The organism is Aeromicrobium sp. HA (assembly GCF_027171405.1).
Taxonomy (GTDB): domain Bacteria; phylum Actinomycetota; class Actinomycetes; order Propionibacteriales; family Nocardioidaceae; genus Aeromicrobium; species Aeromicrobium tamlense.
Genome location: NZ_CP114372.1, coordinates 2,537,307 through 2,552,453, shown reverse-complemented (window position 1 = coordinate 2,552,453; position 15,147 = coordinate 2,537,307). Strand labels below are relative to the sequence as shown.

The following is a 15,147-nucleotide window of genomic DNA, read 5'->3' as shown; positions in this document are numbered from 1 at the left end:
TCGCACCATGACGGAGAGCGTGAAGGGCCCCGCCTCGTACTTCCCGGCGATCGAGAAGAAGTACGGCGAGCCGATCGAGCACTGGATGAGCGAGCTGGAGTCGGTCGCGACCGCGAAGCACATGGAGCAGGTCGCGTTCCTCAAGGACCAGCACGGCTTCGGCCACGGACACGCCAACGCGCTCGTCGCGGTGTTCCGCCAGCGGAAGGGACTCTGAATGGCCCAGCGCATCGCCTTCGCCACCTGCGCCAAGCTCGCCGAGGGATTCGAGGACGACCACGCGGCCGCGCGCCTGCTCGACGCGGACTTCGTCGTCTGGAACGACCCCGCGGTCGACTGGTCGGTGTACGACCACGTCGTGATCCGCTCGGCGTGGGACTACACGATCCAGCGCGAGGCGTTCGTGGCCTGGGTGCGGTCGCTGGGCGAGCGGGTCTCCAACGCGCCCGACCTCATCGCCTTCAACTCCGACAAGGCCTACCTCGGCGCGCTCGGCGTGCCCACGGTCCCCACGGCGTACGTCGTGCCCGGTGCCGAGACGCCCCAGCTGCGCGGCGAGGTCGTCGTCAAGCCCACGGTCTCCGCCGGCGGCCGCGACACCGGCAGGTTCGACCCCGACCACCACGACGAGGCCCGCGACCTGATCGCGCAGATCAACGCCTCGGGTCGCGTCGCGATGGTGCAGCCCTACGTCGAGGGCGTCGACTCCGCGGGCGAGACCGCGGTCGTCTTCCTCGACGGCGAGGTCTCGCACGTCCTGCACAAGAAGCCGGTCCTGCGCGAGCAGGGCACGCCCGAGCTGCTCGATCCCGACGACCCGGCCTCCGAGGCCGCGATCATGCACGACGAGGACCTCGTCACGTCGGGCGAGGCGTCCCCGGAGTTCCTCGACCTCGCGCACGCCGCCCACGGCGAGCTGGCCACCCGCTTCGGCGTGCCGCTCTACGTGCGCGTCGACATGGTGCCCGGCCCGTCGGGTCCGGTCGTCATGGAGATCGAGGCCGTCGAGCCGTGCCTCTACCTCGACCTCGCCGAGGGAGCGGCCGAGCGCCTCGCGGACGCCGTCAGAGCGCGCGCGACCCGGTGACGACGTCCTCGGGACGCAGCTTCTCGGGGGCCAGCCACACCGCGATCGCGGTCGTGATCGGCACCGCCAGCACGAGCCCGATCGCGCCGACGAGCGTGCGCACGATCTCCTGGGCAATGCCCTCGGTGACGGCGACCTCCAGCAGGGGCCGCTGGTAGGCCGAGATCAGCAGCAGCGTCGTCATCGCCGTGCCCGCGTAGGCGAACACCAAGGTGTAGACGCTCGACGCGATGTGGTCGCGGCCGATCCGCATCGCGGAGCCGAACAGCTCGGCGCGGCCCGCGGTGGGCTTGAGGGCGCGCATCTCCCAGACCGCGCTGGCCTGGGTCACGGTGACGTCGTTCAGCACGCCGAGGCCGGCGATCACCATCGACGCCGCCACGACTCCCGCGAGACTCATCGCGGGCGCGGTGGCCAGCAGCAGGTGGTCGTCCTCGGAGCCCACGCCCGTCAGGTGCGCCCAGTCGGTGGACATCGCCCCCACCAGCGCCGTGAAGGCGATGCCGAACAGGGTGCCGAACAGGGCGGCGGTGGTGCGGATCGAGACGCCGTGCGCGAGGTAGAGCACGGCGAGCATGATCACGGTCGAACCCGCCACCGCGACCGCGATCGGTGGCTGGTCGGCCAGCAGGGCGGGCAGGACGAAGCGCAGCAGCACGAGCAGCGTGATCCCGATGCCCAGCAGCGCGAACAGGCCGCGCCAGCGACCCACCACGGCGACGAGGATCGCGAAGACGACGGCGAGGATCAGCAGCTGCGGCCCTCGCTGGTGGTCGTAGAACTCGTAGGAGGCCGGCTGGCCCTCGGGCTGGACCTCGATGACGCGGATGCTGTCGCCGACCTCGACGGCCCCGCCGACGTAGCGCGTGGGGTCGAGCGTGAACACCGCGGACGAGCCGCGCTCGGTCTCGGCCGTGACGTTCGCGCACGAGCCCTCGACCATCGGGATGTTGTCGGGCCCGGTGCCGGTGCTGCCGCAGTCGAAGGGGTTCACCTCGGTGACGGTGGCGTCCAGGATCGCGACCGAGCCGTAGGGGTCCGCGCCCTGCGGGACGTCGGCCTTGTCGGGCCACAGCGCCGCGACCGCGCCGAACGCGACGAGCGCGACGACGAGGACGACGGCGGTCAGCGACCACGCGAGGCGGGGTCGCGGCGGTCCCTCGGGAGGCTGGATCGCGTGGTGGTGTGTCACGATGCCAGCGTGTCAGAAGGCGAAGAGATCCCCGAACACCTCCCCGGTGGATCCGGCGGTGTCTGGCGGGTGGGCCGCACGGTCCGCCGCCCGACCGGTGCCTGGACCCCCGCCGTCCACGAGCTGCTGCACTGGCTGGAGAACGAGGGCCTGGGCGGCATCCCGCACGTCTCCGGGCTCGACGACGACGGCCGCGAGATCGTCTCGTACGTCGAGGGCCGCGGCGTGCCGGTCGACGACGAGGTCGTCCTGGACTCCGTGCTGGTCGAGGCCGTGGGCTGGCTGCGCGACTTCCACGACATCGTCGAGGACTTCCGTCCTGAGGGCCCGCGCGTGTGGCGTCAGGCGGGCGAGGTCGAGCTCACCGGCGACCAGATCATCTGCCACAACGACCCGGGCGCCTACAACTGGATCATCCAGAGCGGGCACTTCGTCGCGATGATCGACTGGGACCTCGCCGGCCCGGGGGAGCGGATCGACGATCTCGCGTTCCTGTGCTGGACCGCGATCCCGCTGTACCGCGAGATCCCGCTCGAGGACGTCGTGCGCCGGCTCGACCTGGTCGTCGACGCGTACGCCGAGTGGGGGCCGATGGCGCTGCTCGACGCCGTGGTGGCCCGCATGACCACCGCCACCGAGCGGATCGCGGCGGGCATCGAGCGCGGCGACCCCGGCATGCTGAACCTCGCGCGCAAGGGCGAGCCGCAGCGCACGCGCGACCGGCTGGCGGCCTTCGAGGCCCGTCTGCCCGAGATCCGCGCCGCGCTCTGAGGCCTCCGGGACCGACCTCGTCGGACCGCCCCGGAATGTGACACGTGTCACGTAGGGTGTCGGCCATGGATTCGATGCTGTCGACCGTGGGACTGCCCGTCGCCCTCGGGGTCATCATGTTCGGGCTGGGGCTGTCGCTGACCGTCGCGGACTTCGCGCGGGTGCGCAAGTCGCCCAAGGCGGTCGCGATCGCGCTGCTGTGCCAGCTCGTGCTGCTCCCGGTGGTGTGCTTCGTGCTGGTGCTCGCCCTCGACCTCCCGCCGCTGCTGGCCGTCGGCATGATGCTGCTGGCCGCGTCGCCCGGCGGCAGCACCGCGAACCTCTTCAGCCACCTGTTCCGCGGCGACGTCGCGCTGAACATCACGCTCACCGCGATCAACTCGGTGGTCGCGATCATCTCGCTGCCGATCGTCACCAACCTCGCGATGGCCTACTTCGACCTCGGCGACGAGGTCTCGCTGCAGTACGGGAAGGTCATCGAGGTCTTCGCCGTGGTCCTGGTGCCCGTCGGCCTGGGCATGCTGGTCCGCGCCAAGCGGCCCGACTTCGCCGACGCGATGGACAAGCCCGTCCGGATCGGGTCGGCGGTGCTGCTGTTCGTCATCATCGCCGGCATCGTCGTGGACCAGCGATCGAACGTGGGCGACTACGCCGCCTCGGTGGGCCTCGCGGTCACGATCTTCTGCATCGCCAGCCTGGTCATCGGGTTCGTCGTGCCCTCGTGGGCGGGCGTCACCGACCGGCAGGCCGTGGCCTGCTCGTTCGAGATCGGCGTCCACAACGCCACGCTCGCGATCTATGTCGCCGTCGAGGTGCTCGACAGCGTCGAGCTCTCGGTGCCCGCCGCGGTCTACGGCCTGGTGATGTTCGTGCTGGCGGCGCTGTGGGGTCTGGTCCTCACCCGGTGGATCCTGCCGAGGTCGAAGGCGCGGGCGCTACCGTCGCACCATGGCTGACGTGCACTTCGACGAGCGCGACGACGCGATCGCGTTCGTCGCCTCCCTGGGGGCGCAGGACGTCCCGTGTCGCCTCCACCGCGACGAGTTCGCCGGCGAGGACGACTTCGAGGACGCCGCGTGGCTGGTCGAGGTCGATGCGTCCCTCCCGGGACTCGCGCAGCGCGCCGAGGAGGCCGGGGGCTGGCTCGTCGAGGCGTCGGAGGGACCCGCATCGGTCCCGCCGCCGCTGCCGGAGGCGCCGAAGCGGCTCAAGCGCGCCTGAGGCTCAGGCGGTCTGCGTGGCGTCGTCGTCCTCGGGCAGCTCGATGATGCCGTGGAAGACCGTCACCATCATCTGGTCGAGGACGGTCTCGCGGTCGAACGTCCGGCCCGTCCAGCGCGCCATCTCGGCCGAGAACCAGAGCGCGCCGAAGACCTCCTCCAGCCCCAGGCGGACGTCGATCTCGTCGCGCATGAGGTCGGGGATGCCGTTGACCGTGATCGCGGTGGCCACCTCGAAGAGCGCGTCGAGGCGCTCGATGAGCTTGGTGCGCACGGGGGAGTTCGGCCCGAAGCCGGTCGCGCCGATGAGCGGGCCGAGGTCGACCGCGAGGTCGGCGAGGTCGGTGAAGAACCTGCGGATGCCGTCCTCGACGTCGCTCGCGGAGCCGGCCAGGTCGCGGCTGATGCCGTGGGCGTTCTCGGTGGCGCGGACCATCGCCGCGTCGATCGACTCGAGCACGGAGGCCTCGAAGAGCTCCTCCTTGGACGGGAAGTGCCGGTACAGCATCGCCTCGTTGACACCGGCCTCGGCGGCGATCTCGCGGGTGCGCGTGGCGGCATAGCCGCTCTCCGCGAAGACGCGACGGGCCGACTCGATGATCTGGGCCCGTCGACGCTCCGCGGACATCCGCCGCTTGGGTGTGCGTTCTCCGGTCACGGAAGAGACGGTAGGACACACCACGGCAACATGGGGCAGAAGCCTTGAAACTTATGGGGTTTATGTGACTCATGTGACTGGATGTGCGACCAAAAGTTACGCAAATCACCATTTCGACGAATTCGATTGCAGATCGCGTCATGGCGGCCCTAATCTGGCGTCACTCTCTTGAAGTCAATACCTACTTACTTAGGTCGGGATGCTGCCCCGGCCTTCGCGAAGGAGAAGATATGAGCGTTCCGAAGCCGCTCGTCCGGACCCGGCTGTTGATGGCCCGGTCCGTGATGCACTCCACCCGCGTGAGCCTGGGCGCCAAGCGCACCATGGCCGACTCGATGGCTGGAGCTGCCCGCGCCCCCGAGGGCGCGATCTACGACTTCGACGTGATGGCCGGACTGCCCGTGCAGTTCGTCACCGTCGAGAACACCGGCCCGGCCACCGGCCGCGCCACGATGATCTACCTGCACGGCGGCGGCCACGTCGTCGGCAGCTCGCGCGCCTACCGCGCCTTCGCCGCCCATGTCGCGATGCACGCGGGCATGGACGTCCTGCTGCCCGAGTACCCGCTGGCCCCCGAGAGCCCCTACCCGGCGGCGCTCGACTCGCTGATCGCGCTGTACCGCGCGCTCCCGTCCTACGGCGTCGACCCGAGCACCGTGGTGCTGGCCGGCGACGACGCCGGTGCCGGCCTGGCCCTGTCGATGGCGCTGGAGATCCGCGACCTCGGCCTGCCGATGCCGGCCGCGATCGGCATGATCAGCCCCTGGCTCGACCTCAACGCCGACATCGAGCGGGCCCGCCCCTCGGCCTCGGACCCGTGGTTCACCCCCGCGCTGGCCACCCGCTGGGCGCGCACCTACCTCGGCGGCGCCGACCCGCTCGACCCGAGCGTCTCGCCGCTGCACGGCGACTTCGACGGCCTCCCGCCGATCGTGGTCCACTACAGCGGCCTCGACCCGCTCCGCACCGACGCCGAGGCGTTCCTGCAGAAGGTGACGCTGCGCACCGAGAGCCCCCGCGTCATCGCCCGCGAGTACCCCGACATGTGGCAGTCGTTCCACCTCCAGGCCGGACGCCTCGAGGCGGCCGACCAAGCCACCGAGGAGTTCGGCAAGGCGATGGCCTCGCTCGTCGAGGCCCCGCGCGGTCACGGCGACGTCGTGCCGATCAACCGCCCGGTCGCCGGACTGGGCGGTCGCCGGCTGCGACTGGTCAAGCCAGCTGCTGCCGCAGGAACTCCATCTGTATGAGCTCGAGGTTCTCGGCGACCTCCTCCTGAGGCGTCATGTGCGTGACCCCCGACAGCGGCAGGACCGTGTGGGGGCGTCCCGCCGCCAGGAGTGCCGAGGAGAGCCGCAGCGTGTGCGCGGCGACCACGTTGTCGTCCGCGAGCCCGTGGATGAGCATGAGCGGTCGCTCGAGCCTCGGGGCCAGCGGCAGCAGTGAGTTGGCGTCGTAGACCTCGGGCACCTCGTCGGGGTGGCCGAGGTAGCGCTCGGTGTAGCAGGTGTCGTAGAGGCGCCACTCCGTGACGGGCGCTCCGGCGACGGCCGCGTGGAACACGTCGGGGCGCTGCAGCACCGCGAGCGCGGCGAGGTAGCCGCCGTACGACCAGCCCGTGATGCCGACGCGGCCGGTGTCGACGTCGTCGGGATAGCGCTCGGCGATCGCGGCCACCGTGTCGACCTGGTCCTGCAGCGTGACCTCGGCGAACCGGTGGTGGATCGCGCGGTCCCACTCCGAGCCACGACCGGGCGTGCCGCGGCCGTCGGACACGACGACGCAGAACCCCTGGTCGGCCATCCATTGCGACTTGAGGAACATCCGGCCCGATGCCAGCACGCGCTGGGCGCCCGGGCCGCCGTACGGGTCGAGCAGCAGCGGGAGCCGCGTCGAGCCGGGCACGTGGTCGCGCGGGAAGAGCACCGCGGCACGCAGCTCGCGCTCGCCCAGGCGCACCAGCTCGACGGACGGTGAGATCGGCGCGGGCTCGGACAGCACGCGGAGCGAGCCGGTGGCATTGCCGCGGCGGACCGTGAACGTGCTGGCGGTGGAGTCGAGGTCCGTGCGGACGACGACGGTGGTGCCGCCGCCGACCACCGCGCCGTGGACGGCTGCGCCCTCGGTGAGGACCTCGGCGTCGCGGCCGGCGGCGAACCGCACGAGGTGGACCTCGGTGGGCTCGTCGGACGCGGTGGCGAGCACGCCGTCCTCGTCGACCTCGACGATCGAGCGCACCTGCCAGGCGTCGCCGCTGACGGGGGTGCCGTCCACGCACACGCGACGGCGGCCGTCGACGTCCTCGACCGTGACGAGGCGGCCTTGCGGGTCGCGGCGCGGACCGGCCGACAGCTCGACCCACGCGTCGTCGGAGAGCTCGCGCAGGGTGCGGGTGGCGCCGGTGGCCGGGTCGGCCTCGAGCACGAGGCTGCGGTGCTGGTCGCGGCTGAGCACCTGCAGGAGCGGGTCCGAGCCCTCCGACCAGTCGACCCGGGCGAGGTACTCGAAGGCGTCGTGGTCCCACGCGATCTCGAGCGGCTCGCCGCCCTCGAGCGGCACGTGCCACAGCGTGACCACGCTGTTCGCGGTGCCCGCGGCCGGGTAGCGCTGCTCGACCGCGGGGCGGTCGGGGTGCGCGGGGTCGGCGACGTGCCACACCTCGACGTCGACGTCGTCGTAGCGCTCGACCAGCAGCGAGCGGCCGTCCGGCGCCCACCAGAAGCCGCGGTGGCGGTCCATCTCCTCGGCGGCGGTGAACTCGGCGCGGCCCCACACCCGGGTGGGCGTGTCGGGCGTGACCAGCGCGCGGTCCTCGCGGCCGGCCACGTCGACGACGCGCAGCTCGCCGGCGGAGTTCGCGTAGGCGACGTGGCGGCCGGTGGGATCGAGTCGCGGGTCGATCACGGCGCCCTCGGCGGGCAGCTCGCGCACGGCGTCGGCGCCCAGGTGCACGGCGAAGAGGCGTCCCGAGAGCGCGAAGCAGGCCCAGCGGCCGGTCTGGTCGACGTCGTAGGACACGAGGCCGCCGGCGCCCTCGCGGCTGCGCTCGCGGCGCGCGCGCTCCTCGGGTGAGAGGTCCTCGTCGGCCCCGCCGAGCACGGCGACCGGGTCGACCAGCAGCGACTCCTCGCCCGTGGCGACGTCGTACTCCCACAGCCCGCCCGAGCGGGAGACGCCGTTGGCGGTGCGGATGAAGCGCACCGTGCCGCCGTCGGGGGAGACGGTCAGGTTGCGGGGGACGCCGAGCGTGAAGCGCAGGGTGCGTGCGGCCAGCCGGGGGTAGGACTCCGTCATGCCCCCATCCTGTCAGGGCGGTCTGTCACCGTCGGCCCCTACATTGGGACCCATGTCCGACCGCCGACTGCTCCTCGTGCACGCCCACCCCGACGACGAGTCGATCCAATCGGGACTCACCATGGCGAAGTACGTCGCCGAGGGGGCTCAGGTCACGCTCGTCAACTGCACGCTGGGCGAGCACGGAGAGGTGCTGGTCCCCGAGCTGGCACACCTCGCGGCCGAGCACGAGGACCGCCTCGGCCCCCAGCGGCTCACCGAGCTCACCGACGCGATGGCCCACCTGGGCGTCACCGACTTCCGCCGGCTCGGCGGCGACGGCGCCTACCGCGACTCCGGCATGGTCTGGGACGAGAACGGCAACGCCGCCGCGATGGACGAGATCGACCCGCGGGCGTTCTGGCGGGCCGACCTGCTCGAGGCCGCGAACCACCTCGTCGCGATCATCCGCGAGGTCCGCCCGCAGGTGCTCGTGACCTACGACGAGTTCGGCAACTACGGCCACCCCGACCACATCCAGGCCCACCGGGTCTCGACCTACGCGGCCGCGCTGGCCGCCGTCGAGTCGCACCGGCGCGACCTCGGTCCCGCGTGGGACGTGCCGAAGATCTACTGGACCGCCGAGTCCGCCTCGCGGCTGCGCGAGGGCGCGGCGATGATGGCCGAGGCCGGCCAGGAGATGCCGTTCCAGTTCGACCTCGAGAACCTGCCGCCGATGTTCTCCGAGGACGCGGACCTCAGCACGGCCGTCTCGTCGACGCCCGAGCACGTGCAGGCCAAGCTCGACGCGATGCGCGCCCACGCCACCCAGATCACCCCCGACGGCGAGTTCTTCGCGATGGGGATGGACCTCGCGGCGATCACGTGGGGCACCGAGTACTACCGCCTCGCGAAGGGTCGGCGCGGACCCGTGGGGGAGTCCGGCTTCGAGGACGACCTGTTCGCCGGCCTGCGCTGAGTCGGGCTGCTTGGGCCGGAGCCCGTAGGCTTGACGGGTGGAGAAGTCCGTCGATCAAGCCGCATTCCGGGGTGCGCTGTCGCGATTCGCCAGTGGCGTGACCGTCGTGTCCACCCAGCACGAGGGTGTCGACCACGCGATGACCGCGAGTGCGTTCACCTCCGTCTCGCTCATCCCGCCGCTCGTGCTGGTGTGCTCCAACAAGGGCAGCCGCTTCCACGACGCCGTGCGTGAGTCGCGCCGCTGGGGCGTGTCGATCCTGTCCGAGCACGGCCGCCAGGCCTCCGCCTGGTTCGCCCACCGCGGGCGCCCGCTCGACACCCAGTTCGCCGACATCCCGCACCACCGCAGCCCCGGCGGACTCGCGCTGCTCGACGACGCGCTGTCCTGGCTCGAGTGCGAGACCGAGGCCGAGCACGACGGCGGCGACCACCTGATCCTCGTCGGCCGGGTGACCTGGGCGCAGTACCAGGACGAGACCGACGACCCGCTGCTCTACTACCGCTCGCACTACGGCACGATCATTCGCCAGCCCGAGTCCGAGAAGACGGCCTACCGAGGGGGCGCATGAGCCGCCGTCGCCTGCTGATCGTCGCGGGCGCCGTCGTGTCCGTGATCGCCCTCGCCTACGTCGCCGGGTACGTCCTCACCGGCCAGCGACTGCCGGCCGACACGTCGATCGCCGGCGTCGACGTCGGCGGCCAGAGCCCCGACGAGGCCGAGGAGACCCTCGAGCAGGGACTCGCGGAGCGCTCGAAGGAGCCGATCCGGGCCACGTTCGACGACCGCGACTTCGAGATCGAGCCCACCCAGGCCGGCCTCGCGGTCGACGTGCCCGCCAGCGTGCGCGCCGCGGGCGGCCGCTCCTGGGACCCGCGCGACATGGTCGCCCTGGTCGCGGGCGGCTCCGACCACGACCCCGTGCTCGACGTGGACGAGACGAAGCTGGCCGCGGCGGTGGCCTCGGTCGCCGAGACCGTGGACCAGCCCGTCGTCGAGGCGCAGATCACCTTCCCCGACGCGAAGCCGAAGGCGCGCGCGCCGAAGGCCGGCAACGAGGTCCCGCAGGACGAGTTCGCCGAGGCGATCCAGGACGCGTGGCTCACGCAGGACGAGCCCGTCGAGGTCCCGGTCGAGGCCGTGGCGCCCGCCGTCGACCGCGCCGGCCTGCGTCAGGCCATCCGCGACATCGCCCGGCCCGCCGTGGCGGCGCCGGTCAAGCTCCAGGTCGGCGACGCGACGATCGACCTGCCCGTCACCGCGTACGCACCGGCCCTCGCGGTGGTCGTCAAGGACGGCGCGATGACCCCGGTCATCGACGCGAAGGACCTCGCGAAGCCGCTCACCAGCTCCACCACCGGCATCGGTCGCAGCGCCGTCGACGCCTCGTTCCGCTTCGAGGGCGGGAAGGCGTTCGTCGTGCCCGGCAAGGCGGGTGTGGGCCTCGACCCCAAGACGATGGCCACGCAGCTGGTGCCGGTGCTGACGAAGACGGGCGACGCCCGCTCGATCACCGTCGAGGCCAGCGCGGTGCAGCCCGAGTTCACCACCGAGGACGCGAAGGCGCTCGGCATCAAGGAGCGCATCAGCTCCTTCACCACCGAGTACCCCCACGCCGACTACCGCAACACGAACCAGGCCGAGGCCGCCCGCCGCATCGACGGCGTCGTCCTCGAGCCCGGCGAGACGTTCAGCTTCAACGACATCGTGGGGGAGCGGACCGCGGCGAACGGCTTCGTGTCGGGCTTCGTCATCAACGGCGGCGTGTTCCGCGAGGAGCTCGGCGGCGGCGTCTCGCAGGTGGCCACCACCGCGTACAACGCGGCGTTCTTCGGCGGCCTCGACGACGTCGAGCACCACCCGCACGCGTTCTACATCGACCGCTACCCGGTGGGCCGCGAGGCGACGATCTACTACGGCAGCCTCGACCTGCGCTTCCGCAACCCCTACAAGACGGGCGTCGTCATCCATGCCTGGGTCGACAAGAGCGCGCCCGGCACGGTGGGCCGCATGAACGTCGAGATGTACGGCACGAAGGTCTACGAGGTGAAGTCGCGCTCGAGCGACCGCTACAACTTCCGAAACCCGGGCACGCAGTACGACGACACCGACCGCTGCGTCTCGCAGGCGCCGGTGACGGGCTTCGACATCGACATCCACCGCGACTTCTACCAGGGCGGCAAGCGGGTCAAGACCGAGAAGGACACGGCCTACTACCAGGCCGCCGACCGCGTCATCTGCGGCAAGAAGCCCGAGAAGGACGACTGACGGCTCGCCGCGCCCGTTCCCCAAGTTGCACGGTTCGCTCGGAGGCTCAGGGGGCGGTGAGGTACCGGTACGCGTGGTGCGTGCGGAAGCCGAAGGGCGCGTAGAGCGCGATCGCCGGGTGGTTGTCGCGCATCGTCTGCAGGTAGGCCTTGTCGGCGCCGTGCGCCGCGGCCCAGGCCAGCGAGGTCTCGACGATCCGCCGGGCCAGCCCCTGACGGCGGTGCGCGGGATCGACCTCGACCGCCGCGAGTCCCGCCCACTCGCCGGTCACCACGACGCGCCCGATCGCGGCGTCGCCGATCGACACGAAGCCCACGGTCGCCGGGCCCTCGAGCACCGCGCGCGCGGTGGAGGCGTCGCGCACGCGCCCGTAGTGCCGCAGCCAGCCGTCGGTCGCGTGGTCGGCGACGATCGCCTCGGGATCGGCGGCAGGCACATCGCGCAGGTCGGCGACCTGCACGATCGCGCCCGGCGGCTGGTCGGTGACGCCGACCCAGCCGGCCTCGACGAACCGCAGGTGCCACGCCGAGTCCTCGACGATCTGGACGAGCGGACGCAGGTCGCGGGCGCGGTAGAAGTCGACGACCGCGCCGAACGGGTCGTCGGTGCCCGGGTCGCCGTGCACGGCCGCGGAGTTCGCGCGGCCGGTGAATCCGCTCGCCGCCCGCAGCTCCCACGCGCCCAGCGGCACCGACGCGGTGGCCGGCCAGCCGCGCGACGTGACCCGGGTGAGGTCCTCGGCCGAGATCGCGGCGGCCGGGCGCGTGCGGGCGGGTCGGTCGGGCACGACGCGCATCGCCAGCACGGTGCCGGCGGGCACGAACGCGAGCTCGCCGTCGCGCCGCTCGATGCGCAGTCCGTCGGGCTCGGCGCTCAGCACGCGGCCCACCACGTCGCGCGCGCCGTCGCCGCTGCGATGGCGCACGGAGACGCGCCGGCCGACCAGATCCACGGCGACACGATCTCATGAGACGAACCCGGCCAGCGAAGCCCGGGTCCTCCGGGAGATACTGGGGACCGACCCCGAAGGAGCAAGCCCGTGACGTATGTGATCGCCCAGCCGTGTGTCGACATCAAGGACCGTGCCTGTGTGGACGAGTGTCCGGTCGACTGCATCTACGAGGGCAACCGCATGCTCTACATCCACCCGGACGAGTGCGTGGACTGCGGCGCCTGTGAGCCGGTCTGCCCGGTCGAGGCCATCTTCTACGAGGACGACACCCCGGACGAGTGGAAGGACTACTACGACGCGAACGTCCACTTCTTCGACGACCTCGGCTCGCCCGGTGGTGCCGCGAAGATGGGCGTGATCGACGCCGACCACCCGTTCGTCAAGGCCCTGCCTCCCCAGAACCAGGAGTGACGGGCCATGGCCGAGGCCCGGGTGTCGGGACGCTTCCCCGACTTCCCGTGGGACACGATCGCCGCCGCCAAGGCACGGGCCGCCGAGCATCCTGACGGCCTCGTCGACCTGTCGATCGGCACGCCGGTCGATCCCACGCCCGAGGTCGCGCGCCAGGCGCTGATCGCCGCGGCCGACTCGCCCGGGTACCCCACGGTCCTCGGCCCCGAGTCGTTGCGGCAGGCCGTCGTCGACTGGCTCGAGCGCCGCTTCTCCATCACCGGCGTCGGCACCGACAACGTGCTGGCCACGATCGGCAGCAAGGAGCTCATCGCCAACCTGTGCGTGCAGCTCGGCCTCGGCCCCGGCGACGTCGTCGGTCTGCCGGAGACGGCCTACCCGACCTACGCCGTGAGCGCGGCCTACGCGGGGGCCACGGCGATCGCCACGGACTCGCGCGTGGCGTTCGGCCCCCAGCGTCCGAAGCTCGTGTTCATCAACTTCCCGGCCAACCCGCACGGCCGCGTCGTCGGCCGCGAGCACCTCAAGGCGTGGGTCGACTTCTGCCGCGAGTCGGGCGCGCTGCTCGTCAGCGACGAGTGCTACCTCGAGTTCGTCTGGGAGGGCGAGCCCGTCTCGGTGCTCGACCCCGAGGTCAACGGCGGGTCGCTCGACGGCATCCTCGCGCTGCACTCGCTGTCGAAGCGCTCCAACATGGCGGGCTACCGCGACGCGTTCCTCGTGGGCGACCGCTCGGTCGTCGCCGAGCTGCTCGCGGTCCGCAAGCACCTGGGCTTCATGGTGCCCACGCCCGTCGCCGCCGCGATGGAGGCCGCCCTGGCCGACGACACGCACGTCGACGAGCAGCGCGAGCGCTACCTCGCGCGGCGGGCCACACTGCGCACGGCGCTGGAGCAGGCGGGCTTCCGCATCGACCACTCGCAGGGCTCGCTGTACCTGTGGGCCACGCGCGGGGAGCCGTGCCGCGACACCGTCGAGTGGCTGGCCGACCGCGGCATCCTCGTTGCTCCGGGCGACTTCTACGGCGCCACCGGCTCGCACCACGTCCGGTTCGCGGTCACGGCCACCGACGAGCGCATCGCCGCCGCTGCCAAGCGCCTCTCGTCCTGACCGCTGCCTGATCAGCCGGGCAGCTCGACGGCCTCGAGGGCCATCAGCACGCTGCCCACGCACGACGGGCGGTCGTCCAGCTCGGACCCGGTGACCCGCACCTCCCGGGCCACGGGCGTCAGCGCGTGACGGCGCATCGACGCGCGCACCTCGTCGAGCAGCAGGTCGCCCGCCGCGGCGAGGTCGCCGCCGATCACGACGACCTCGGGGCCGAGCAGGTTCGCGACGGCCGCGACGGCCTCGCCCAGGTGGCGTCCGGCGTCCTCGATGAGACGTCGGGCGCCCTGGTCGCCGCGCAGCGCGCGCTCGACGAAGCCTTGCACGTCCAGCTCGCCGCCCGTGGGCGCGTACTGGGCGATGAGGGCGGCGCCACCGACGTAGGCCTCGAGACAGCCGCGGCTGCCGCAGCGGCACAGGGGACCCGACTCGTCCATCGTGAGGTGGCCGAGCTCGCCGGCGGTGCCCAGGCCGCCGTGGTGGACGCGGCCGTCGAGCACGAGTCCGCAGCCGACGCCCGAGGCGATCTTGATGTAGACGAGGTCCTGGTGGCCGCGGCCCGCGCCGCGCATCCACTCGGCCAGCGCGCTGAGGTTGGCGTCGTTGTCCACCACCGTGGTGCGCTCGAAGACCTTCTCGGCCGCGGAGCGGGCGTCGACGCCCACCCAGCCGGGCAGGATCGAGCCGGAGTCGATGATGCCGTCGCGTCCGATCGGGGCGGGGATCGCCATGCCGATGGCGCGCAGGCCGTCGTGGTCGAGGTCCCCGGCCTCCAGCAGCTCGTCCACCATCGAGCGTGCGAGGTCGAGCGCCTCGTCGCTGGGGGCGTCGGGCGCGAGCGGGACGACGCGCGAGTCGCGGATGTCGCCGGCGAGGTCGGCCAGCGCGACCTGCAGGTGCGAGTGGCCGAAGTCGACACCGGCCACGACGCCGGCCTCGGGGGAGACGGTGACGGTGGCGCCGCGGCGTCCCGCCCCGGCCTCGGAGTGCAGGAAGCCCGCCGTGACCAGCTCGCGGATGATGCCCGAGACGGTCGCGGGGGCCAGCTGCGTGCGGCGCGCGATCTGTGCCTGGCTGAGCCCGCCGGCCTCGCGGACGACCCGGACCACGCGACTCTGGTTGGAGACGCGCAGGGCAGCGGTCGAACCCGGGCTGGAGGACATGGCGTCCACTGTGACTCACGTCGCAGTTGTCGTCAAGTGTTGAAGACAAACACGGGCTCTACTGTT

16 protein-coding genes are annotated in these 15,147 nt (G+C 72.0%); 11 read left to right on the top strand and 5 right to left on the bottom strand.

Annotated features, from left to right (window positions below):
- Window positions 1-7: 7 nt before the first annotated feature.
- A complete protein-coding gene (locus O3S82_RS12620) occupies window positions 8-217 on the top strand; it encodes a DUF4287 domain-containing protein (RefSeq protein WP_179423350.1) in 210 nt (69 codons plus the stop codon).
- Window positions 218-1,087 (top strand): ATP-grasp domain-containing protein, encoded by an 870-nt coding sequence (locus O3S82_RS12615; RefSeq protein ID WP_269303232.1) that lies wholly within the window; start codon window positions 218-220, stop codon window positions 1,085-1,087.
- Here O3S82_RS12615 and O3S82_RS12610 read toward each other — a convergent pair.
- Window positions 1,065-2,279, bottom strand: a complete 1,215-nt coding sequence (locus O3S82_RS12610) for a YibE/F family protein (RefSeq protein WP_179423354.1) — start codon at window positions 2,277-2,279, stop codon at window positions 1,065-1,067. The two genes, O3S82_RS12615 and O3S82_RS12610, sit on opposite strands and share 23 nt — an antisense overlap.
- Before the next feature lie 9 nt (window positions 2,280-2,288).
- Between O3S82_RS12610 and O3S82_RS12605 the strand changes: the two genes are divergently transcribed.
- From O3S82_RS12605 to O3S82_RS12595, 3 genes are all read left to right on the top strand, one after another.
- Complete coding sequence (locus tag O3S82_RS12605; RefSeq protein WP_269303230.1) at window positions 2,289-3,050, top strand: phosphotransferase; 762 nt, start codon at window positions 2,289-2,291, stop codon at window positions 3,048-3,050.
- A 65-nt stretch (window positions 3,051-3,115) separates the two neighbouring features.
- The gene (locus tag O3S82_RS12600) at window positions 3,116-4,006 is read left to right on the top strand and encodes a bile acid:sodium symporter family protein (RefSeq protein WP_269303228.1); all 891 of its coding nucleotides are present in this window, start codon (window positions 3,116-3,118) and stop codon (window positions 4,004-4,006) included.
- Window positions 3,999-4,271, top strand: coding sequence for a hypothetical protein (locus O3S82_RS12595; protein WP_179423361.1), 273 nt, complete (start codon window positions 3,999-4,001; stop codon window positions 4,269-4,271). Before O3S82_RS12600 ends, O3S82_RS12595 begins: the two co-directional genes overlap by 8 nt.
- A gap of 3 nt (window positions 4,272-4,274) precedes the next feature.
- Here O3S82_RS12595 and O3S82_RS12590 read toward each other — a convergent pair whose 3' ends face one another.
- A complete protein-coding gene (locus O3S82_RS12590) occupies window positions 4,275-4,928 on the bottom strand; it encodes a TetR/AcrR family transcriptional regulator (RefSeq protein ID WP_179423363.1) in 654 nt (217 codons plus the stop codon).
- Between the two features lie 230 nt (window positions 4,929-5,158).
- Between O3S82_RS12590 and O3S82_RS12585 the strand changes: the two genes are divergently transcribed.
- Window positions 5,159-6,178, top strand: coding sequence for an alpha/beta hydrolase (locus O3S82_RS12585; RefSeq protein WP_179423365.1), 1,020 nt, complete (start codon window positions 5,159-5,161; stop codon window positions 6,176-6,178).
- On the opposite strand, the gene O3S82_RS12580 is transcribed toward O3S82_RS12585, so the two are convergent.
- On the bottom strand, window positions 6,141-8,222 hold the full coding sequence (locus O3S82_RS12580) for a S9 family peptidase (protein WP_269303224.1): 2,082 nt from the start codon (window positions 8,220-8,222) through the stop codon (window positions 6,141-6,143). The two genes, O3S82_RS12585 and O3S82_RS12580, sit on opposite strands and share 38 nt — an antisense overlap.
- A 52-nt stretch (window positions 8,223-8,274) precedes the next feature.
- On the opposite strand from O3S82_RS12580, the gene mshB reads away from it, so the two are divergent.
- From mshB to O3S82_RS12565, 3 genes are read left to right on the top strand one after another with little or no spacing between them, the layout of a single operon-like run.
- Complete coding sequence (mshB, locus tag O3S82_RS12575) at window positions 8,275-9,180, top strand: N-acetyl-1-D-myo-inositol-2-amino-2-deoxy-alpha-D-glucopyranoside deacetylase (protein ID WP_269303222.1); 906 nt, start codon at window positions 8,275-8,277, stop codon at window positions 9,178-9,180.
- A gap of 37 nt (window positions 9,181-9,217) precedes the next feature.
- On the top strand, window positions 9,218-9,751 hold the full coding sequence (locus O3S82_RS12570) for a flavin reductase family protein (protein ID WP_179423371.1): 534 nt from the start codon (window positions 9,218-9,220) through the stop codon (window positions 9,749-9,751).
- Window positions 9,748-11,448 (top strand): VanW family protein, encoded by a 1,701-nt coding sequence (locus tag O3S82_RS12565; RefSeq protein ID WP_269303219.1) that lies wholly within the window; start codon window positions 9,748-9,750, stop codon window positions 11,446-11,448. Before O3S82_RS12570 ends, O3S82_RS12565 begins: the two co-directional genes overlap by 4 nt.
- 46 nt (window positions 11,449-11,494) lie before the next feature.
- On the opposite strand, the gene O3S82_RS12560 is transcribed toward O3S82_RS12565, so the two are convergent.
- Window positions 11,495-12,400 carry a GNAT family N-acetyltransferase gene (locus O3S82_RS12560; RefSeq protein WP_269303217.1) on the bottom strand — a complete coding sequence of 302 codons (906 nt, stop codon included), beginning with the start codon at window positions 12,398-12,400 and terminating at the stop codon, window positions 11,495-11,497.
- 87 nt (window positions 12,401-12,487) lie between these two features.
- Here O3S82_RS12560 and fdxA point away from each other — a divergent pair, with 87 nt between their 5' ends.
- Both fdxA and dapC read left to right on the top strand, forming a co-directional pair.
- Window positions 12,488-12,811, top strand: a complete 324-nt coding sequence (gene fdxA, locus O3S82_RS12555; protein ID WP_179423377.1) for a ferredoxin — start codon at window positions 12,488-12,490, stop codon at window positions 12,809-12,811.
- A gap of 6 nt (window positions 12,812-12,817) precedes the next feature.
- Entirely contained in the window at window positions 12,818-13,921 is a 1,104-nt protein-coding gene (gene dapC, locus O3S82_RS12550; RefSeq protein WP_179423379.1) for a succinyldiaminopimelate transaminase, read from the top strand.
- A gap of 11 nt (window positions 13,922-13,932) precedes the next feature.
- Here the strand turns inward: dapC and O3S82_RS12545 are convergent, their stop codons facing one another.
- The gene (locus O3S82_RS12545) at window positions 13,933-15,081 is read right to left on the bottom strand and encodes an ROK family transcriptional regulator (protein ID WP_269303213.1); all 1,149 of its coding nucleotides are present in this window, start codon (window positions 15,079-15,081) and stop codon (window positions 13,933-13,935) included.
- Window positions 15,082-15,147 lie beyond the last annotated feature (66 nt).